The sequence below is a fragment of the Agarivorans sp. 1_MG-2023 genome (assembly GCF_030548385.1).
Taxonomy (GTDB): domain Bacteria; phylum Pseudomonadota; class Gammaproteobacteria; order Enterobacterales; family Celerinatantimonadaceae; genus Agarivorans.
On the sequence record NZ_JAUOSJ010000013.1, the window covers coordinates 85,066 to 106,697 of the forward strand.

15 protein-coding genes are annotated in these 21,632 nt (G+C 43.7%); 7 read left to right on the plus strand and 8 right to left on the minus strand.

Features of this window, described 5'->3' with window-relative positions; all coding sequences use genetic code 11:
• Positions 1–3: 3 nt before the first annotated feature.
• Both gltB and Q4592_RS17520 read right to left on the minus strand, forming a co-directional pair.
• Positions 4–4,650 (minus strand): glutamate synthase large subunit, encoded by a 4,647-nt coding sequence (gltB, locus tag Q4592_RS17515; protein WP_303515559.1) that lies wholly within the window; start codon positions 4,648–4,650, stop codon positions 4–6.
• A 510-nt stretch (positions 4,651–5,160) separates the two neighbouring features.
• A complete protein-coding gene (locus Q4592_RS17520; protein WP_303515561.1) occupies positions 5,161–6,081 on the minus strand; it encodes a manganese-dependent inorganic pyrophosphatase in 921 nt (306 codons plus the stop codon).
• Between the two features lie 303 nt (positions 6,082–6,384).
• Between Q4592_RS17520 and Q4592_RS17525 the strand changes: the two genes are divergently transcribed.
• From Q4592_RS17525 to Q4592_RS17535, 3 genes are read left to right on the plus strand one after another with little or no spacing between them, the layout of a single operon-like run.
• Entirely contained in the window at positions 6,385–7,050 is a 666-nt protein-coding gene (locus Q4592_RS17525; RefSeq protein ID WP_137674752.1) for a Bax inhibitor-1/YccA family protein, read from the plus strand.
• Between the two features lie 52 nt (positions 7,051–7,102).
• The gene (locus Q4592_RS17530) at positions 7,103–9,172 is read left to right on the plus strand and encodes an FUSC family membrane protein (RefSeq protein WP_303515564.1); all 2,070 of its coding nucleotides are present in this window, start codon (positions 7,103–7,105) and stop codon (positions 9,170–9,172) included.
• Positions 9,173–9,213: 41 nt separating this feature from the next.
• Positions 9,214–9,543 carry a TusE/DsrC/DsvC family sulfur relay protein gene (locus Q4592_RS17535; protein WP_137674750.1) on the plus strand — a complete coding sequence of 110 codons (330 nt, stop codon included), beginning with the start codon at positions 9,214–9,216 and terminating at the stop codon, positions 9,541–9,543.
• A 58-nt stretch (positions 9,544–9,601) separates the two neighbouring features.
• On the opposite strand, the gene serS is transcribed toward Q4592_RS17535, so the two are convergent.
• The 5 genes from serS to lrp form a co-directional block, all read right to left on the minus strand.
• Positions 9,602–10,891 carry a serine--tRNA ligase gene (serS, locus tag Q4592_RS17540; protein ID WP_303515568.1) on the minus strand — a complete coding sequence of 430 codons (1,290 nt, stop codon included), beginning with the start codon at positions 10,889–10,891 and terminating at the stop codon, positions 9,602–9,604.
• Positions 10,892–11,076: 185 nt separating this feature from the next.
• Positions 11,077–12,393, minus strand: coding sequence for a replication-associated recombination protein A (locus Q4592_RS17545; protein WP_303515570.1), 1,317 nt, complete (start codon positions 12,391–12,393; stop codon positions 11,077–11,079).
• On the minus strand, positions 12,393–12,998 hold the full coding sequence (lolA, locus tag Q4592_RS17550) for an outer membrane lipoprotein chaperone LolA (RefSeq protein ID WP_303515573.1): 606 nt from the start codon (positions 12,996–12,998) through the stop codon (positions 12,393–12,395). The genes Q4592_RS17545 and lolA overlap by 1 nt, the downstream gene beginning before the upstream one ends.
• A 9-nt stretch (positions 12,999–13,007) precedes the next feature.
• On the minus strand, positions 13,008–15,515 hold the full coding sequence (locus tag Q4592_RS17555; protein WP_303515669.1) for a DNA translocase FtsK: 2,508 nt from the start codon (positions 15,513–15,515) through the stop codon (positions 13,008–13,010).
• Between the two features lie 143 nt (positions 15,516–15,658).
• On the minus strand, positions 15,659–16,147 hold the full coding sequence (gene lrp / locus Q4592_RS17560; protein WP_040306996.1) for a leucine-responsive transcriptional regulator Lrp: 489 nt from the start codon (positions 16,145–16,147) through the stop codon (positions 15,659–15,661).
• 419 nt (positions 16,148–16,566) lie between these two features.
• On the opposite strand from lrp, the gene trxB reads away from it, so the two are divergent.
• From trxB to infA, 4 genes are all read left to right on the plus strand, one after another.
• On the plus strand, positions 16,567–17,523 hold the full coding sequence (gene trxB / locus Q4592_RS17565) for a thioredoxin-disulfide reductase (RefSeq protein ID WP_137674745.1): 957 nt from the start codon (positions 16,567–16,569) through the stop codon (positions 17,521–17,523).
• A 111-nt stretch (positions 17,524–17,634) separates the two neighbouring features.
• Positions 17,635–18,324: a leucyl/phenylalanyl-tRNA--protein transferase gene (gene aat, locus Q4592_RS17570; protein ID WP_368509304.1), complete on the plus strand. Its 690-nt coding sequence runs from the start codon at positions 17,635–17,637 to the stop codon at positions 18,322–18,324.
• Positions 18,324–19,007 (plus strand): arginyltransferase, encoded by a 684-nt coding sequence (locus Q4592_RS17575; protein WP_303515581.1) that lies wholly within the window; start codon positions 18,324–18,326, stop codon positions 19,005–19,007. The genes aat and Q4592_RS17575 overlap by 1 nt, the downstream gene beginning before the upstream one ends.
• An 83-nt stretch (positions 19,008–19,090) precedes the next feature.
• Complete coding sequence (infA, locus tag Q4592_RS17580) at positions 19,091–19,309, plus strand: translation initiation factor IF-1 (RefSeq protein WP_016401030.1); 219 nt, start codon at positions 19,091–19,093, stop codon at positions 19,307–19,309.
• Positions 19,310–19,378: 69 nt separating this feature from the next.
• On the opposite strand, the gene clpA is transcribed toward infA, so the two are convergent.
• Entirely contained in the window at positions 19,379–21,631 is a 2,253-nt protein-coding gene (clpA, locus tag Q4592_RS17585) for an ATP-dependent Clp protease ATP-binding subunit ClpA (protein ID WP_137674742.1), read from the minus strand.
• Position 21,632 lies beyond the last annotated feature (1 nt).

Sequence of the window (21,632 nt, forward strand, 5' to 3'; positions counted from 1 at the left end):
CTCCTAAACCGCTTCAGCTTTCTGTTTGGCTTGTTCAGCCTTGGCTTTTTTCGCTTGCGCAACGCTATCAAGGTGCATATCGAATGCAGCAACTGCTACATCGTAATCCGTTTCATATTCACCGGTAGCTTTCGCGTCTTTCATGTAATTTTGCATACGTTCATAATCAGTAGGCATTACACGAACAAACAGACTTAGCGCATTGTCCCAATCTTCCAACAACTCTTTGGCTACGTCTGAGCCAGTGTGAGCTAAGTGGTTCTCGATTAGGGCTTTTAACTCGGCGGCTTCAGCTGCATCTTCGATGCCACCAAGTCTCACCATTTCCATGTTACAGCGAGAAGCGAACTGCTTGCTGCGGTCTAATACGTAAGCCACACCGCCAGACATACCAGCAGCGAAGTTACGGCCTGTTTCACCAAGAATAACCGCTTTACCACCAGTCATGTATTCACAACCGTGGTCGCCAACACCTTCTACAATGGCGGTAACACCTGAGTTACGAACACAGAAACGTTCACCAGCAATACCGCGAATGTATGCTTCACCCGCTGTACCACCAAAGAAGGCTACGTTACCTACAATGATGTTTTTGCGCGCTTCAAACGGTGCACTTGAATCTGGGTAAACCACCAATTTGGCGCCGGATAAGCCTTTACCGAAGTAGTCGTTGGCATCACCTTCAAGTTCAAACTTGATACCTGTAGCAGCAAACGTACCGAAGCTTTGCCCTGCACTACCGCTAAATTTAACGTTAATGGTATCTGCAGGTAGACCTTCAGCGCCGTAGCGTTTAGATATCTCGTTCGACAACATAGTACCCACACTTCGGTCGGTATTGATGATTTCAGAGCTTAAAGAAACTTTCTCGCCAGACTCTAGCGCAGCAGCAGCATCTTTAATTAAGCGACGGTCAACAATGTCGTGAATTAAGTGTTTTTGCTCTTGGCTACAGTAAAGCGTCTCGTTTCCGCTATCGTCTGCTTTATACAAGATTGGCGATAAATCTACGCCTTTGTATTTCCAGTGGTCAACGTCGGTGCGAGGCGTTAAACACTGGCTCTGGCCTACCATCTCGTTGATGGTACGGAAGCCAAGTTCAGCCATAATTTCGCGTAAACCTTCAACCATCATTTGGAAGAAGTTAACAACGTGGTCAACTTGACCCGCATAACGCTCACGTAAACGACGGTCTTGTGTAGCAATACCTACCGGACAGGTGTTCAAGTGACACTTACGCATCATGGTACAACCTTCAACCACTAGTGCAGCGGTTGCCACGCCCCACTCTTCAGCACCTAGCAAGGTTGCTACTGCTAAATCGCGTGGTGTTTTAAGTTGGCCATCGGCTTGCACTGTAATACGGCTACGCAGTTTATTTTGAATAAGAGTTTGGTGTGTTTCTGCTAGACCCAGCTCCCACGGCAAACCTGCGTGTTTAATTGAGCTAAGTGGAGAAGCACCTGTACCACCGTCGTAACCAGCAATAAGCACTACATCGGCGTAACCTTTACATACACCCGATGCAATTGTACCTACGCCAGCTTCTGATACTAACTTAACGTTAATACGTGCGTCGCGGTTAGCATTTTTCAAATCGTAGATTAGCTGAGCTAAATCTTCGATTGAGTAAATGTCGTGGTGTGGCGGTGGTGAAATTAGACCTACACCCGGCGTTGAGCCACGTGTTTTACCAATCCATGCATCTACCTTATCACCAGGTAATTGACCGCCTTCACCAGGCTTAGCGCCTTGTGCCATTTTGATCTGTAATTCTTCAGCATTCGCTAAGTAATGGCTGGTAACACCGAAGCGACCAGAAGCAACCTGCTTGATCTTGGAGATCATTGAGTCGCCATTTTCCATAGGCTTGAAGCGAATTGGGTCTTCACCGCCCTCACCAGAGTTACTCTTACCGCCAATGCGGTTCATGGCAATTGCCAATGTGGTATGAGCTTCCCAAGAGATTGAACCAAAGCTCATTGCTCCTGTAGCGAAACGCTTCAGGATCTTGTCAGCTGATTCTACTTCTTCTAGAGGTACACTTTCGCGGTCAGTCTTAAACTTCAGTAAGCCACGCAGTGTAAAGGCTTCTTTCGCTTGGTTATCTACATTGGCTGCGTATTCTTTAAATACCTTGTAGTCATTAGTAGATGAAGCGTTTTGCAGCAAACGGATAGTCGTTGGGTTAAACAAATGGCGTTCGCCATCTTGACGCCAAGCGTAATCACCACCAGTTTTAAGAATCAAATCATTAAACGGGTTATCGTCTGCAGGGAAACCTTCGCGGTGACGATTTAAAGCTTCAGTGGCAATTCCGTCCAGGCTTAAACCTTCGATACGAGTTACTGTGCCAGTAAAGTATTTCTTAACCACATCAGAGTTAATACCCAGCGCTTCAAAGATTTGCGCGCCTTGGTATGACTGAAGTGTAGAGATACCCATTTTCGAGAAGATTTTTAACAAGCCACTATTTACTGCATTGCTGTAACGCGATATCACATCATCGTTAGACATGCTGCTATCAATAATGGCTTGGTCACGCATGTCTAGCAGTGTTTCAATGGCTAGATATGGGTTTACCGCCGCTGCGCCGTAACCTAATACAGTGGCTAGGTGATGCGTTTCACGAATGTCGCCTGATTCAACAATCAAGTCTGCGTGAGCACGGATACCTTCGCGGATTAAGTAGTGGTGAACAGCGGCTGTGGCCAATACCGATGGTACTGCAGCATGGTCGCTATCTACTCGACGGTCACTCAAAATAAGGATTGAGAATCCGTCATCTACAGCGTCTTTAGCATGACGACAAATACGGTCGATTGCTTTTTCTAGTTCATTTTCCGCGCCAGTGGCTTGGAAAGTAGTAGAAATAGTCGCTGCTTGGAAGTGGTTATGATCAATGCTACGTAGCTTAGCCAACTGTTCGTTGGTTAATACTGGCTGCTTGATTTCTACTTTACGACAATGCAGTGGTGTTTCTTCAAGTAAGTTTAAGTCCGCGCCTACGTAAGTACGTAGCGACATCACCATTTCTTCTCGAATTGGGTCGATTGGCGGGTTAGTTACTTGAGCGAACAACTGCTTAAAGTAATGCGATAGATGCGGATTTTTGTCAGACAAAATCGCCAATGGCGTATCTGTACCCATTGCACCTAATGGTTCTTTAGACGTTCCAACCATTGGTTTAAGAACGGCATTAATGTCTTCTTGGCTGTAACCAAAAGCTTTTTGACGTTTTTCTAAGCTGTGCTGCGTAGCAAAACGGTCGTAACCTTCTGGTAAAGGTAGGTCATCAAGAACAATCTTATTCTCTTCTACCCACTTGCCGTATGGCTGACTAGAACACACTGTGTGTTTAACTTCGTCGTCAGCAATAATGCGACCTTGTTCTAGGTCTGCAATAAAGATTTTACCTGGCTGCAAGCGGCCTTTTTGAACCACTTTAGATTGGTCTACTACTAACGCACCTGTTTCTGAACCCATGACAACTAGGCCATCATCGGTAACAAGGTAACGAGAAGGACGTAATCCGTTACGGTCTAAAGTTGCGCCAATCACTTTACCATTGGTAAATGAAATTGAAGCTGGGCCGTCCCATGGTTCCATCATGCACGAATAGTACTCGTAGAAGGCGCGCTTCACAGGGTCCATATCGTCTTGAGTTTGCCATGCTTCTGGCACAACCATCATCATTACTTGCTCAAGTGGGCGACCACTTAACACCAGTAATTCTACACACATGTCTAGGTTGGCTGAGTCAGAACGCGTGATATCACACACTGGATTAATCATATCCAGTTCTTCTTTGCTGAAGTTTACACTTGCAAGCAGTGATTCACGGGCACGCATCCAGTTTACGTTACCTTTAACCGTGTTAATTTCGCCATTGTGGGCAATGTAACGGAAAGGCTGTGCTAAACGCCAAGCTGGGAAGGTATTAGTAGAGAAACGCGAGTGGAACATGGCAATTGCCGACACTACGCGTGGATCTTGTAAGTCTAAATAGTATTTACGTACTTGCGCGGTTGTTAGCTGCCCTTTATAGACAATAGTGCGCGAAGACATCGACGCCATGTAAAAGCTTTCGTTTACACCTGCAACCGTTGCATCGGCAATGTGCAGCGTGTATTTACGTAAAACAAATAGCTTACGTTCAAAAATCTGTTGGTCTAGATCAGATGGGCGCGCAATAAAGACTTGCTCAATTTGCGGCTCATTATCAACTGAGGCCTGACCCAAACTTGAGTTGTCTTTTGGCACTACGCGGTAACCTAATAAGGTTAAGCCTAGTTTCTCAATGTTTCGGTTTAAAATTTCGCGACATTCGCGACGAATAGCTTCATCACGCGGGAAGTAAACCATACCCACGCCATACTCACCTGGGTTAGGTAAGCTGAAACCTAGTTTTGTCGCTTCTTCTTTAAAAAACTCATGAGGAAGCTGAATGAGGATACCTGCGCCGTCTCCACTATCGACGTCACAACCTGTACCACCACGATGCTCCATGCAAGTAAGCATGGTTAATGCGTTTTCGATCACATCATGACTTTTACGCCCTTTTAAGTGGGCAACAAATCCGATACCACAGCTATCGTGTTCGAATTCAGGCCTATAAAGGCTCTTATTGTGTTGAGTTATGTTTGTCATCCAGTAATTCCTATTTACTGCTATATTGATGTTATTCAGACCGACAAGACCTTGAACATCAATAGTATTTTCATTTAAAGAGGAGCCACATCAGCTCTCGATGATGTGTGAATAATCGTCTTTATCAGTAGATTATCCTTACAACCTCCAAAACAACAGCATTCAATAACGCAGGAGCTAGTCCATTCGTCACGAAAGTAACGGAAATGCTATCACAGATATAATGAGAATTTCAGACTTGACTTGAAATTAAGTGTGATTTTTTTTTACAAAAACGCCTAAGAGACTAAATAAACGAGTTTTTTCTCACATTTTTTGCAGAAAAATTCATTAAGTGACGATAACAACAGTAAATACTGTTTAAAAAGTAATTAAATAACGTAATTTGTAAACTAAAAACAGCGCATGGGTTACTGAAAACGAAACTCAAAGTTAGAAAATTAATTTAGCGATCAACAAACACAAAAAAACCAGCCTAAATCGGCTGGTTTTCTATACAAAGGTGAGTGTTTAACTGGCGTCAAACTCACGTTGTAAGGGCGGCATCACCTGCTTCTTACGGCTAACTACACCAGGTAAATCAATAATAGAGCCATCAATGCTTCCACCTAAAGTAGACGCCACCAATGCGGCTTCATCACTACAGATTAACCCAGTAGAATTTAATGTAGTGATATCAGTAAGCAATACTAATGCGGTGTGGTAGTTATGAGCTTGTTTAAGCGCCACTAATTCTGTTTCTAACTCATCTAAGCGCGCTAATACCGGTGCAACCGAGGTTAACTCAAGCTGAGCGATAGCAAATTGCTTACCGTTAATCTCGTAAACCTTTTGGTCGCGAAGCACCAACTCAGATGCAGGCACTGATGCTACATCTGACTTAGCAGCAAACTGCTCATCAGCGAAGGCATTAATATCCGCTACGCCGGCCAATTTCGCTAAGGCTTCTGCAGCTTCACGATCTACAGGAGTAAATGTAGGCGAGTTAAACTTAACCGTGTCGCTCAAAATAGCACCAAGCATTAGTGTTGCCGCTTCTTTACTTGGTGTGATGTTCGAGGCTTGGTACATGCTGTAAACAATGGTACAACTACAGCCCACTGGGCGGATCCAACACTCTACTGGTTCAGCAGTGGTAATGTCGCCGAGTTTATGATGATCAACAATACCGCGAATATTGGCTTTCTTAGCATCTTTAGGCGCTTGGCCCCAATCAGAGTAATCAATTAACCATACATCTTCACCGGCAATCTCGGTGCGAACTTCTGGCGCTTGAAAGCCAATTTTGTCTAAAAGAAATTGTGCTTCAGGGTTTGGTTCGCCCTGAGCAATAGCAGTAGCAGGTGTACCTTGCTTAGTTAATAACTCTGCTAAAGATATTGCACCGGCAATACTATCGCAGTCTGGATTAGTGTGTCCTAAAACTAACATCTGTTATCCGTCTCACTTAATCGTTGAAGGGTTGAGGCAAACTGCCCTGTTAATGCGCTGATCATAGGGCTATGTGAAACCGAGTGCAACACTCGCTTTAGTATAAGGTAAGGTGATTTTGCACTGACAAACATTCAAAAAGCTAAGTCTTTGAGTGCTTTATTAAATTTATCTGTGATGAATTGGTGACGCTACCAGCATTTTTAGATGGCGGATTTGATTTTTTTTAGTTAAAAACTGGTTATACTACAATTTCGGTTTATATAAACTAACCAACTAACTCAGCCTGAACGGAGTGAAATAATGAATCAGCCTAGCACGATAAACTATAGCGCTGCATCGAAACTGGAAACAAATAAGGTATTGCGTAATACATACGCTTTACTATCGATGACCTTGTTTACCAGTGCAATTGCAGCTTTCTTTGCAGTAGTCGCCGGTATTGGTCACATGGCGTCTATTGGTATGATGGTTGCCGCTATGATCATCGTATTCTTCGTCTTACCTCGCAGCATCAATTCTTCGATGGGGCTTGTTTGGACATTTGTATTTACAACCTTAATGGGTGCCTCGTTGGGTCCATTGCTTAGCGCTTACCTACAGTTTCCACAAGGCCCAGCCATTGTGATGCAAGCCTTAGGTATGACAGGTCTTATTTTCTTCGGCTTGTCTGGCTATGTACTCACCACCAAAAAAGACTTCTCTTTTATGAGCGGCTTTTTAATGGCGGGTTTAATTGTGGTTGTAGTGAGCATGTTACTTAACTTGTTCTTACAAATACCAATGCTTAGCCTAGCCATTAGTGGTGCAGCGGTAATGTTGTTCTCTGGTTTTATTCTTTACGATACCAGCAACATCTTAAACGGTACCGAAACCAACTACATTCGAGCAACTATCTCTATGTACTTGAATATATTTAATATTTTCGTACACTTGTTACATATCTTAGGTTTCTTGAACGACGACTAAGCCAGATTGGTAAAGGATAAATACGCCCTGCCTTTGCAGGGCGTTTTCATTTATGGCACTAACGTTAAAAATTGATTCATCTGCACTTAACTGGACTGTAGCGTTAAAAGCTGCTGGTTTAGCTACGTTAGTATTAAGCCTAGGCTTGCTGCTAGACGTAGATCTCGCACTTACCGCCACTCTCGGTATTGTGGCTGCGGGTTTAGCCGACAGCCCTGACTTCTATCAACAACGCCTGCAAAGCACAGCCTTAATGGTAACCAGTTTTACCTTAGCGACTGTATCGGTCACTCTATTATTCCCTTGGCCGTGGTTGTTCGCTGTTGGTTTATTTAGTTCATGTTACTTGTTTATGCGCATGCCGGTGCTTGGGCAAAAATACGGTTCTATCTCTCTTTGTTCCTTGATTATTGCCATTTACACCATGCTAGGGTATTCCACCTATGCAAACCCTTGGGTGCAACCACTTTGGTTAGTGATAGGAGCACTTAGTTATGCGTTACTTTCGCTGGTTATAAACGCCCTTTACCCTACCCGCTGGGTAGACAAACAGCTGGATAATGTATTTCGCCAAATCAGTTTGTACCAATTAACTAAAACCCGGCTATTTCAACGCGCAGCTAACATCAACGACATTCAAGTTAAGCTAACAGCCCAAAGCGCTGATATTGCTGAGCAGCTAGGCGTTATACGCCACGGCTTGTATGTGCACCAACAGCGTAACAAACAGCAAGTTGGCTCAGGCCAAATGGACCGATTTTTTAAAGCCCAGTTACTCCATGAGCGCTTAAGTTCGTCCCATTTAGATTACGAACGTTTGCAAAAGGTTCTTCCAAGAACATTGCTCGCTGAAACGAGAACTATATTAGTTAAAATCGCCCGGGTTATTGGTGCAAGACAAACCCCGCCAGAAATAGAACAAGAACTTAACTATGCAATTGATACTCTTGAGCAAAACCGAGCTAATTTAAAAGATGTGCCACCGCGCTTTGCCTACATGCTCAAAAACTTAAAGAAAGTCACCGCTCTATGCTTTCATGAGCAGCACTTTCCTGAACCAGAACAAAGCTTTTCACCTTTTAGTTCTATTTCAATAAAACAATATTTGCAGCAAGCTTTCGACTTTACACTCTCCATAAACCGCCATGCCTTAAGAATGGCTACCATTATGTTAGCCGCTTATGGCTTAATTCAGCTCTCGGGAGACGAACACGCTTACTGGTTGATGTTAAGTTGTTTATTAGTAGTTAAGCCGAATTATCACGATACTAAAAAGCGAGTAGACAAACGAGTTTATGGCACTATCGTGGGTGTTGTGCTTGCAGCGGGACTCAGCTATTTAGCTCTTCCAGAGATCATTCTTATAGCATTGCTCCCAGGCTTTATATTGCTGTTCTTTTTGTTCTTCCATTTTAACTATGCTATTTCTGTGGCTGTTATTACGGTGTTTGTTGCCATGTCTTTAGACATACAAGGCTATCCCGCAAATGAAGCGTTAATGGTAAGAACCTTTGTCACTATTCTTGGGGCGGTAATGGCAATGACAGCGATGCGTTATCTGTGGCCCGATTGGCAACATAAGCAAAGCCGCAAAATTATTAGCCAGTTATTTGCCAATATTGCTAAGTATCAGCAAGCCATATTCGAGCAGTATTTCTCTCAAACTACCGATGAGTCAACGGCCTTTCGCTTAAGCCGCTACCACGCCTATCAAAGCGAAGCCGAACTGGTTCGCCATTGGCAACATATGCTGGCAGAACCCAGTGCTAAGCAGCGATTATCACCTGATTTGTATCAACTGGTAGGTTTAAGCCATCATTTGCTGTCTCACCTGTCTGCCCTCTCTACGCATCGTAATCAGCTGCAATCTAGCCATGCAGCTGAACGCTTAGCGAGTCTAGGCGAGACCATTCAAAACGAGCTGTGTTTAATGCACGATTACCTGTTGCTAAAATCGGAGCAAAGGCCAAGTTTAAGCCTGCAGCATGAGGCTTTAATGCGCGCCATTAACCAACTATTGCCTCAATTAGTTGGCAACGAACTATTGATTGCTTATCAGCTACAGCTCATCGGTAAAGACTTAAAGAAAATTCGACAGTTATTGCTTAATGGTAAGTGGTAAACTAGCCGTGATAACAGGCTAATAAGGCACGAAACACTGGCATGATTGAATTTAACGGCAAACAATACCCTACCGATAAAAACGGCTACTTACTTGAGTTAGAGGTATGGACAGAAGCGCTAGCCGCTCATATTGCTGAACTAGAAAACATTGAAATGAATGAAGCCCATTGGGAAGTGGTTCACTTTGTTCGAAATTTCTATCTGGAGTTTAATACCTCACCAGCCATGCGGGCGCTAGTTAAAGCCATGGCCAAAAAGTTTGGCCCAGAAAAAGGCAATAGTCGATACTTATATAAGCTGTTCCCAGAAGGCCCGGCCAAACAAGCAACCAAAGTAGCTGGCCTACCTAAACCAGTTAAATGTATCTAATTTAAATAACAAAAAAGCGCCTTAAGGCGCTTTTTTAATACTCATTTATTAGTTAGTGCTAAGCAGAAATAAGCTCTACTCCGCCCATGTAAGGTTGCAGGACGTCTGGAATACGAATACTGCCATCAGCATTTTGGTAGTTCTCTAAAATAGCCACCAAGGTACGGCCGACTGCTAAACCAGAACCATTTAATGAGTGTAACAACTCTGGTTTTTTAGCGCCGGTTGGTCGAAAACGCGCTTGCATACGGCGCGATTGGAAGTCTTCACAGTTAGATACTGAAGAAATTTCTCGGTAAGCATCTTGCGCCGGTACCCATACTTCTAAGTCATAGGTTTTAGTTGCGCCAAAGCCCATATCTCCGGTACACAAAGTAACTACCCGGTATGGCAATTCAAGTTTCTGAAGAATATTTTCCGCGTGTTGACGCATCTCTTCCAAGGCGTCGTATGATTTCTCAGGGTGAACCAGCTGCACCATTTCAACTTTGTCGAATTGGTGTTGACGAATTAAACCGCGAGTATCACGCCCGTAAGATCCCGCTTCGCTGCGAAAACACGGAGTATGAGCAGTCATACGAATGGGCAACTCGGTTTCATCTACGATGCTATCACGCAACATATTAGTGAGCGGTACTTCGGCCGTTGGAATCAAACTCATGCCAATACCTTCTTCGGTTGCCGGCTGAGTATGAAATAAGTCTTTACCAAATTTAGGCATTTGACCCGTGCCATACAAAGAATCAGAGTTAACCAAGTAAGGCACGTACATCTCTTGGTAACCATGTTCTTCGGTATGGGTATCTAGCATAAACTGAGCAATGGCACGGTGTAACTTAGCAATTTTGCCTTTCATTACGATGAAGCGTGAACCACTAATCTTTACTGCGTTGGCAAAATCTAAACCTTGTAAGTCAGTACCTACATCAACGTGATCTTTAACGTCAAAATCAAAATCCGGTAATTCACCCCAAGTATGCAACTCAACGTTTTCGTCTTCATCTTTGCCTATTGGCGCACTTGGATGAGGTAAGTTAGGTAGCGTTAAAGAATAATCTTTAATTTCTTCTAGTAACTCGTTTAGCTCGCCCTTCGCGGCGTCGAGTTTTTCACCCAATTGGCCTACTTCGGCAAGCAGCGGAGCAATATCTTCGCCACGCCCTTTGGCCTGACCGATTGATTTGGAACGGGTGTTACGCTCATTTTGTAGTTCTTGGGTGCGAACTTGTAGTTCTTTACGACGACTTTCTAATTCAGTCAATCGAGCTACATCAAGTTCAAATCCACGAGTCTTTAAGCGCTCAGCGGTGGTGTCTATTTCGCCGCGCAACAAATTAGCGTCTAACATTCAATAACCTACTTCCAATTCAATTTGATAATTAATCACAATACCCTGCCAAATAACGCCTAGTAAGGTATTGCTAAATGTTTGCTTTACAAAACTCGCTTATTATAGAGCAACTACCTACAGACACAATCTAGCTTTCGACTAGATCGCGCAATATAGGTGAATTACTTTGAATAAGTGGGTGCTTATTTGGCTTGCTGGTCGAGATTATGTAAATAACTCAGTTTTTCAGCTATCTGTTTTTCTAAACCGCGCGGTTGTGGATAGTAAAATTGGCTACCGTGTAAAGCGTCTGGCAGGTATTGTTGACCAGCCGAATAAGCATTGGGTTCGTCGTGTGAATAACGATACTCAGCCCCATACCCTAGCTCTGCCATCAATTTGGTGGGTGCGTTACGTAAATGTACTGGCACTTCTGCATCGCCGTATTCTTTGGCTGCAACACGGGCGGCTTTAAAAGCGGCATACACCGCGTTGCTTTTAGGTGCGCAAGCCAAATAAACCACCGCTTGAGCAATCGCACGTTCACCTTCTGCTGCACCAACTCGAGTAAAGCAGTCCCATGCACTAACCGCAATTTGCATCGCGCGAGGATCGGCATTTCCCACATCCTCTGAGGCAATTGCTAAGCAGCGACGCGCAACCGATAAAGGGTCGCCACTGGCTTCTAAAATACGGCTATACCAATACAAGGCAGCATCTGGCGATGAGCCACGAATTGATTTATGTAAAGCCGACAACAAATCATAAAACTTGTCGCCTCCTTTATCGATATGGCTATAACGCTCTCCAGCTACTTGCTTAAGCAGACTAAAGCTTAAGTACTTACCTTTTGCATCTACTTCAGCCAGCTCAGACATCATCTCAAGCAGATTGAGTGCACGACGCGCGTCGCCGCTCACTAAGCCAGCTAAGGCCTCAAGCACACCATCTTCGAAGTGCAGATTTTGTTGCTTTAGAAGTGAATCATCGTTAATCGCACGATCTAGCAGCTGCATAATTGCCGCGCTATCTAGTGAGCGTAATACATAGGTTTTTGCCCGCGACAATAAAGCGTTGTTAAGCTCAAACGAGGGGTTTTCGGTTGTTGCACCCACAAAAATAACGGTGCCATTTTCTACATATGGTAAAAATGCATCTTGTTGGCTTTTGTTGAATCGATGTACTTCATCAACAAACAATATTGTGCGACGGCTTACTTGCTGATTTTGTTGAGCCCGCTCAATAGCAGCCCGAACTTCTTTAATGCCACCAGTTACGGCAGAAATTTTTTCGACTTCAGCATCGGCATAATGCGCAGCTAGCTCAGCAATAGTGGTTTTACCGGTGCCAGGCGGCCCCCATAAAATCATTGAATGTAGCTGGCCACTTGATATTGCTTTATACAAAGGTTGATCAGCCGCTAAAATGTGCTGCTGGCCAACGTAATGCGCTAATTCTGTAGGGCGCATTCTTGCTGCTAGAGGCCGAAAATCGGCCTCAAAGTTTAACTCCAAACTCATTAGCGTTGGTCGTCAATCATTGTATTTGCCGGAATATCGAATTGAAACAGTTTGCTATCAAACTTTGGATTAGCTTTAAAACTGTCTAATGTAAATTCACTGCGCTGGCCGGTACTTTCAATGATGTCGAAACGCGAAATACTGCTATCGGCATTTAGTTTCACCCAAAACGCAGCTTGCATTGGATCTTGTTTAGATTTAACTAAATAACCCTGCTCTAACTTTTCTACCTGATAGTTCTGCCAACTCTCTTTACGATCGTCTGCTAGTAAAATAAAGGGCGATTGATTAATCGCTTCACCCGCATCCATGATGGTAACCTGCTCAACAAACGGGCTGTAATACCAAATAGTTGAACCGTCCGACACAATCATATCTTGCTCTGGCATCACTTGTTGCCAGTTAAGTTTGGCAGGCCTTGCTAAGCTAAGTTTACCTTCTGCCTCATGAATATTGACACCGTCGGCATCTATCACCGTTTGTTTAAACTGTGCTTGAAAGCCCTGCAAGTCTGCAAGGTGTTGTTTTAATTCCGCAGCGGCGTCAGCCGCTACAGCCTGGCCTGATACCAATGCAGCGAAAGCAATACTTACTAATGTTTTCATCTTATCTCTTTAATCAATTCGAACAGGAGGTGGTGCAATCACTTCTCGATTGCCGTTGTGCCCAGGGGCACTCACAATGCCTTGAACTTCCATTTGTTCAACGATACGCGCCGCGCGGTTATAACCAATTTTAAACTTACGTTGTACTCCAGAAACAGAGCCGCGGCGAGTTTCGGTTACGTGCATTACCGCTTGGTCAAATAAAGCATCTAATTCTTCGTCGGATTCAGCGACTTCGCCAGGCAGCATGGCATCTGGGCCAGCTTCGCCGTTTAATATCTCATCAATGTAATCGGGTTCTCCGCGTTCTTTCCAGGCCGAAACCACCGCGTGAACTTCGTGATCGTCTACAAATGCACCATGCACACGTGTTGGAACACCGGTACCCGCTGGCAAGTACAACATATCGCCCATACCCAGTAAGGTTTCAGCTCCTTGTTGGTCCAAGATGGTTCGAGAATCGATACGACTAGAAACTTGGAATGCCATTCGTGTAGGAATGTTGGCTTTAATCAAACCCGTAATCACATCCACCGAAGGACGCTGTGTTGCCAAGACTAAGTGAATACCTGCAGCACGGGCTTTTTGCGCAATACGTGCTATCAGTTCTTCTACCTTTTTGCCTACAATCATCATCATGTCGGCAAATTCATCAATCACCACCACAATATGCGGTAGCTTTTCTAAGGTAGGCGCAATTTCTGCCATGCTGTCTTCTGGCTTCCACAGAGGGTCGACAATAGGATTACCCGATGCCATGGCATCCAACACTTTTTGGTTATAGCCTTTTAGGTTACGTACGCCGAGTGCTGACATTAATTTGTAGCGTCGTTCCATTTCACCCACACACCAGCGCAGTGCATTAGCTGCCTCTTTCATGTCTGTAACTACTTCAGACAGCAAATGAGGAATGCCTTCATAAACCGACAACTCCAACATTTTAGGGTCGATCATGATCAAGCGAACATCTTCGGGTGTTGATTTATAAAGTAGGCTCACGATCATTACGTTTACCCCAACAGACTTACCCGAGCCTGTTGTACCAGCCACTAATAAGTGCGGCATTTTGGCAAGATCGACGACTACAGGTTGACCGGCAATATCTTTACCTAACACCATAGTGAGTGGCGATTTAGCCTGATGAAATACTGGACTATCTACCACTTCGCTTAAGTAAACTATTTCTCTGAAGCGATTTGGCAGTTCTAAACCAATCACTGACTTACCGGGAATAACCTCAACCACACGCACACTAATTGCCGATAAAGCTCGCGCTAAATCTTTAGACAAATTGGTGATTTTGCTTACTTTTACCCCAGGCGCTAAATCCAATTCAAAACGGGTAATTACTGGGCCAGGGTGCACTGCGACTACCGATGCTTGAATATTAAAATCCAGTAATTTGGCTTCGACTAAACGAGAAACTTGTTCTAACTCTTCTTGAGAAATCGGGTTTTGCTTTTTGTCTGGCCTATCCAATAAATTCATATCGGGTAGTCTGCTTAATCGAGGTTGAGCAGCTGCAGCTGGAGTTTGTGGCTGACTGGGTGCGACAGCTTTCGCCTTAGCGGGCATTGAGCCACCTTCAAAGGGAATATCAGGCATTGGCTCAGGTGGTGTTTGGTCAAGAATCACGCTTGGTGGGTCTACACTTTCGTCTTCAAAGGCAAACTCAATATCTTCTTTAGCTTGAGATAACTCTTCCTCAAATGAACTGTCTATTGAAAAGCTCGGTTCAATCGCTTGCGAGCTCACTAAAGGCTCTGCTTCTAATTTTTCTTGTAAAGAGGGCTGCTGTTCATCTACAAAATCAGTTTGCAAATGAATATCAGAATCCATATTTGGCTCTGGCAATTCAGTGCTTTCTTCAGCTTTTGCTTCTGGTTCAAAGTCGCGCATTAATACATCTTGCTCTAATTCGCGTTGTTTCTTATTCCGCATTCGCTCGGGCAAAGATACCAGGCCACTATAGGCTGCGTTTAAAAGACTGCCCAGTTGCTCAACAAACTGAATCCAAGATACGCCGGTGAATAAGGTTACACCACCGGCAAATACTGCTAACAAAATAATACTAGTGCCTAACAAACCAAACACTGGGATCATTAGCTGAGTGAAAATATCTCCCACTAAGCCTCCTGAAGAAAAAAAGAAAAAATCATCAATATGAATGCTCGCTAAAGTGGTTAAACTCGCGAAAGTGAAAACAAACCCAATTACCCTTAAACCTAGAGTAAAGAAATTGAGTTGGGCAACCGGACAGGGGCGCCAAAATAAAGCCCAAGCTAAAAAACCACTGATCAAAGGAACGCTATAAGCCATAAAGCCAAAACTAAATAGCAGTAAATCGGCAAACCAAGCACCAGAACTGCCAGCTGCATTAGCAATGGATTGTTCAACTGCTGTTTGCGACCAACTCGGATCACTAGGATTAAATGTTAATAAGGCTACCATTAGGTAAACACCTAAAGCGCCCATTGCGATAGCGCATACTTCCGCAATACGAGCAAAGCCAGACAATCTGTTGTCTGTAAGATCTGTCACAAGCGTTCCCTTGAACTAAAAATATCCAATAAATATTCTGTTTGGTTAAAAACAAAACAAGCGGCATTAGCCGCTTGTTTAACTTTATCAAAAATGAATTGGAGGGGGAAACGACTCCGTTAGTTTTTGATAACTAGTCGATTACTCTGCTTCACTTCTTCCATAACAACGTAAGTACGCGTGTCGTTTACACCAGGCAAACGAAGAAGAGTTTCGCCTAACAACTTACGATAAGCAGACATATCCGCTACGCGAGTCTTTAATAGGTAGTCAAAATCACCAGATACTAAGTGACATTCTTGAATTTCTTCAAGCTGCTGCACTGCATGGTTAAATTGTTCAAATACATCTGGCGCACCACGATTCAACGTGATTTCAACAAAAACCAACAGTGAAGCGTCTAAATACTGAGGATTTAAAATTGCGGTGTAACCGGTAATGTAACCTTGGCGCTCCAGGCGTCTAACCCTTTCTAGACAAGGTGTAGGGCTTAAACCTACGCGTTTTGAAAGTTCCACATTTGATATGCGGCCATCTTTTTGCAACTCATTAAGTATGTTGCGATCAATACGATCCAGTTCCTTCATTGGTCGACCTTTTGCTTCCATTAGTGGTGATACGATTGTTGTCCCTAAGTACACCAAGTTGAGCTGACTTTTTATGCATTATTACTGGTTGTCACTGCATAAACTATGTGGGTATCCCTTCACACATAAATAAGTCATTACAAGCGAGATGCAGAGCTAAAACCCAAGCGAACAGATTTTTCTAAACTTTTGTTTTATCCCCGAGCATTATTTATTCCACAAAATGCCCAGACTATCAAGTAAAAAGCCGAATTAAAGGCTAGATAAATACGCATATCCATATAAAGTTTTATTATTTGTTGGGATTAACGAAGACGATTATGCTGTATCCAACAAATCAGCTTGCCCGTGCAGGCCGCAAGTTTTTCATATTTTGATGCTTGATATTGAGTTTTATACCCTCATATACCAAGCAAGGACTTTAAGGAATTGAAACAATCATGAGCAACGCGAAACATCATAAACTAATCATTCTCGGTTCAGGCCCTGCGGGTTACACTGCAGCGGTTTACGCTGCCCGAGCAAACCTTAGCCCTGTTCTTATCACAGGCATTCAACAAGGTGGCCAGCTAACCACAACCACCGAAGTTGAAAACTGGCCTGGCGATGCCGAAGGATTAACCGGTCCAGCGTTAATGGAACGGATGCAAGCTCATGCTGAAAAATTTGAAACTGAAATTGTGTTTGACCACATCAACGAAGTCGATTTTAAAGAGAAACCATATAAGCTTAAAGGCGACAGCGCTGAATATACCTGCGACGCTCTAATTATCGCTACAGGCGCTTCCGCTAAGTACTTAGGGCTTCCATCAGAAGAAGCATTTAAAGGTAAAGGCGTATCGGCTTGTGCAACCTGTGATGGATTTTTCTACCGCAACCAAAAAGTAGCTGTTGTGGGTGGCGGTAACACTGCTGTTGAAGAAGCACTATATCTTTCAAATATCGCTTCAGAAGTTCACCTTATTCACCGCCGCGAAGAGTTCCGTAGTGAAAAAATCCTTACTAAACGCTTAATGGACAAGGTGGCAAACGGCAATATTGTTCTTCATTTAAACCAAACATTGGATGAAGTACTGGGTGACGAAATGGGCGTAACTGGTGTTCGCGTGCGAAACGTAAACGACGACACCACTCAAGATATCGACGTTATGGGCGCATTCATTGCCATCGGTCACCAACCTAACACTGGCATTTTTGAAGGCCAATTAGCAATGAAAGATGGTTACTTAACCATACAATCTGGTACCGAGGGCAATGCAACTCAAACCAGTATTCCGGGGATCTATGCCGCAGGTGATGTTGCAGACCACATTTATCGTCAAGCAATTACCTCTGCTGGCGCTGGCTGTATGGCTGCCTTAGATGCTGAGCGTTACTTAGATAGCCTAAACGACTAGAGTTACCATCTGTGCAATCTAAAGCCGGCCTCAATGCCGGCTTTTTTATTGCCTATTCACCTTGGTTTTGCTGATATACTCAACTAATAACCATTTTACATCCAAGTTATTTTGCAGCCGGTATATCTAGATCTTAATCGACCCTTTCCTGACCCACACCAAGCACTTAGCGATCCAAACGGGCTACTAGCTATAGGCGCAGACCTAAGCAGTAAACGGCTAATCGATGCATATAACAATGGTATTTTCCCGTGGTTTAGTGATGAGCAGCCAGTATTATGGTGGAGCCCCGATCCTAGAATTGGGCTAGAATTATCAAGCCATACCATTAGCAAAAGCATGCGTAAATTTATCCGTAAATCTTCCTTAAAAGTCACCATCAATCGTGATTTTGAACAGGTTATTCGTCAATGTGCATTGCAGCGAGAAGGTGAGACCTGGATTAACAACGACATGTACCAAGCTTACATAAAGCTTCATCAACTTGGTCATGCTCAATCAGTTGAAGTATGGCAACAACAGCAACTAGTCGGTGGCCTTTATGGCGTTAATGTAGGCCAGGTGTTTTGTGGTGAGTCGATGTTCCATACCGTAAGCAACGCTTCAAAACTGGCCTTTCACCTTTTCTGCCAGCACTTTGCTGCTCATGGTGGCGTTTATATTGACGGCCAAGTAGAAAACCCTCACCTGCTAAGTTTAGGTATGCAAACTTTAGCAAGAGATGATTTTCTAAGTTTATTGAAAACTACTAAAGATAAACCGCTAAATCCAAGCTGCTGGCGGCCACAGGAAATACGTTAATGCAATTGCCTATTGGCTTAAGTCAAATAAGCCCCTGCCCTTACCTACCTGAAGAAAAAGAGCAGTTATGTTTTACCCTATGTAATTCTCAGCAAAAGACTGACTATTACCCACAGTTATTGGCCTTAGGGTTTCGCCGTAGCGGCAATGAGTTATATCGCCCAGCCTGCGAACACTGTCACGCCTGTCAGTCCTTACGCGTTGATACTCAAGCATTTAGCGCTAGTCGCTCTCAAAAACGTATTTTGAACAAAAACAAACTAGTCATAATGCAGTGGGAGGAAGAACTTAATCAAGTTGATTACCAGCTCTTTGAGCGTTACATAGCCGCACGACATCAAGATGGCAGCATGTACCCTGCCAGCGAGGAGTCATTTTTTCAGTTTTTAAGTTGTGAGTGGACACATACTCAATATCTAAAACTGTTTCTAAATGACCAGCTGATAGCGGTATGCGTCACCGATGTACAAGAAAACGCCTACAGCGCCGTATATACATTCTTTGAGCCGAACTTATCACAACTGTCACTGGGTAATTTGGCGGTACTAATGCAAATATCAGCCGCTCAACAAAACAATAAGTCATGGTTGTACTTGGGTTATCAAGTCGATAACTGCAAAAAAATGAACTACAAACGGAACTATTTGCCACATCAACGATTTATTAATGGGAAATGGCAATAGATTTGGAGGATAAACTTTACACAAGGCGGTAAATCTGGCATTCTCCCTGCGTTTTTATAAGTGCGTGTCAAACAGAGGACTCAATGGCGAAAGAAGACAATATTGAAATGCAAGGCACAGTGTTAGACACCTTGCCTAACACAATGTTCCGTGTAGAACTAGAAAACGGACATGTTGTTACAGCCCACATTTCCGGCAAAATGCGTAAGAACTACATCCGCATTTTAACCGGGGATAAAGTTACGGTTCAACTAACACCGTACGACTTGTCAAAAGGGCGCATTGTTTTCCGCGCGCGCTAATCCGCATATTGTTGTGAGCAACAATTAAAAAAGCCAGCTTATCGCTGGCTTTTTGCATATTGGCCTAAATTATACTTCGGCCACTTCATCTTCATACTGAAAATCAAGCTTGCCATCTTTCAAACCAATATCAACATGGCCACCTTGGTTTAAACGTCCAAACAAGATTTCGTTAGCGAGTGGTTTGCGCAGTTGTTCGCGAATAACCCGAGACATTGGCCTGGCTCCCATAGAGCGATCGTAGCCTTGTTCTGATAACCACAAACGTGCTTCTGTGTTCACTTCCATTGATACGCCGTTAGCATCAAGCTGTGCTTGCAGCTCTACAATGAACTTATCCACCACTTGCTCGATGATGTCTTCACCTAAGTGATTAAACCAAATAATGTTATCTAAGCGGTTTCTAAACTCTGGAGCAAAAATACGGTTAATTTCCGCCATCGCATCAAAACTCATATCCTGCTCTTTAAAGCCAATAGCTGAACGTTGAGTTTCTTTAACACCGGCGTTACTGGTCATAACCAAAATAACATTGCGGAAGTCTGCATGACGGCCGTTGTTGTCGGTGAGTGTACCGTGATCCATTACTTGCAATAACAGGTTGAATACATCTTCGTGTGCTTTCTCAATCTCATCGAGCAATACCACGCAATGAGGATGTTTGAGTACTGCATCCGTTAACAAACCACCTTGGTCAAAACCAACGTAGCCAGGAGGTGCTCCAATCAAACGAGAAACAGCATGGCGTTCCATATACTCAGACATGTCAAAACGAATAAGCTCTACACCCATAGCTTTGGCTAACTGTTGAGTAACCTCAGTTTTACCGACACCAGTTGGCCCGGCAAACAAGAACGAACCCACTGGTTTTTGTTCTGCACCTAATCCTGAGCGGTTTAAGCGAATCGCATCCACTAATACATCAATGGCTGGATCTTGCCCAAACACCACCATTTTAAGGGTATCGTTTAAGCCGCGTAAGGTTTCTCGATCAGAAGACGATACTTTGGCTTCAGGAATACGCGCAATTTTTGCAACAATCGCTTCGATATCACCGGCACCAATGGTTTTTTTACGGCGACTTACCGGCAGCATTCGCATACTAGCACCCGCTTCATCGATGACATCAATGGCTTTATCAGGTAAATGACGCTCATTAATATACTTGGCTGCTAATTCTGCAGCGCTGCGCATTGCTTGTTTGGTATAACGTACGTCGTGGTGAGCTTCATAGCGACTCTTCAAACCCATCAAGATCTTAGTGGTATCCTCAACTGTTGGTTCCACCACATCAATTTTTTGGAAACGGCGAGCCAAAGCTCGATCTTTCTCAAAGATCTGATTGTATTCTTGGTAAGTTGTTGAGCCAACACAACGCAATAAGCCATTGCTTAGTAGAGGTTTAATCAAGTTAGCGGCGTCAAGTTGGCCGCCTGATGCTGCACCTGCGCCAATAATGGTGTGAATTTCATCGATAAACAAAATGGCGTTTTCAGCATTTTCTAGCTGTTTTAGCAACGACTTAAAACGCTTCTCAAAATCACCGCGATACTTAGTACCGGCAAGCAAAGAACCAATGTCTAAAGAATAAATAGTAGCGTCTTTAATGACATCAGGGACGTCTTCGTGAACAATTCTGTAAGCAAGTCCTTCAGCAATGGCGGTTTTACCTACCCCTGCTTCACCCACTAACAACGGATTGTTTTTACGACGACGACATAATACTTGAATAGTACGCGACAGTTCTTTGTCACGACCAATAAGAGGATCGATTTTACCTTTCAACACTAAATGATTTAGGTTGCTAGCAAAACTCTCTAGTTGTTTAGTTTCTTCAGATTGCGCTTCAGTATCCGCTGCAGGGCCTTGTTCAGCACTTGGCTCATCATCTTTACGAATACCATGTGATATAAAGTTAACCACGTCTAAGCGGCTAATATCCGCTTTTTTAAGGAAGTAAACCGCTTGGCTCTCTTGCTCACTAAAGATAGCGACTAGTACGTTAGCTCCGCTAACTTCACTGTTGCCTGATGATTGAACATGAAACACTGCACGTTGCAGCACACGTTGAAAACCTAGAGTAGGCTGAGTCTCGCGCTCGCCATCGTCCTCTGGAATGATTGGGGTGGTTTGTTCAATGAAACTACTTAACTCTTGGTTAAGTTGATTGAGATTAGCCCCACACGCGACTAGGGCTTCTTTTGCGGCAGAATTTTCTAGTAAACCCAACAACAGGTGTTCTACCGTCATGAATTCGTGTTGCTGTTGTCTCGCTTCTTTAAACGCTTGGTTTAAAGTTTGTTCCAACTCTTTATTTAGCATG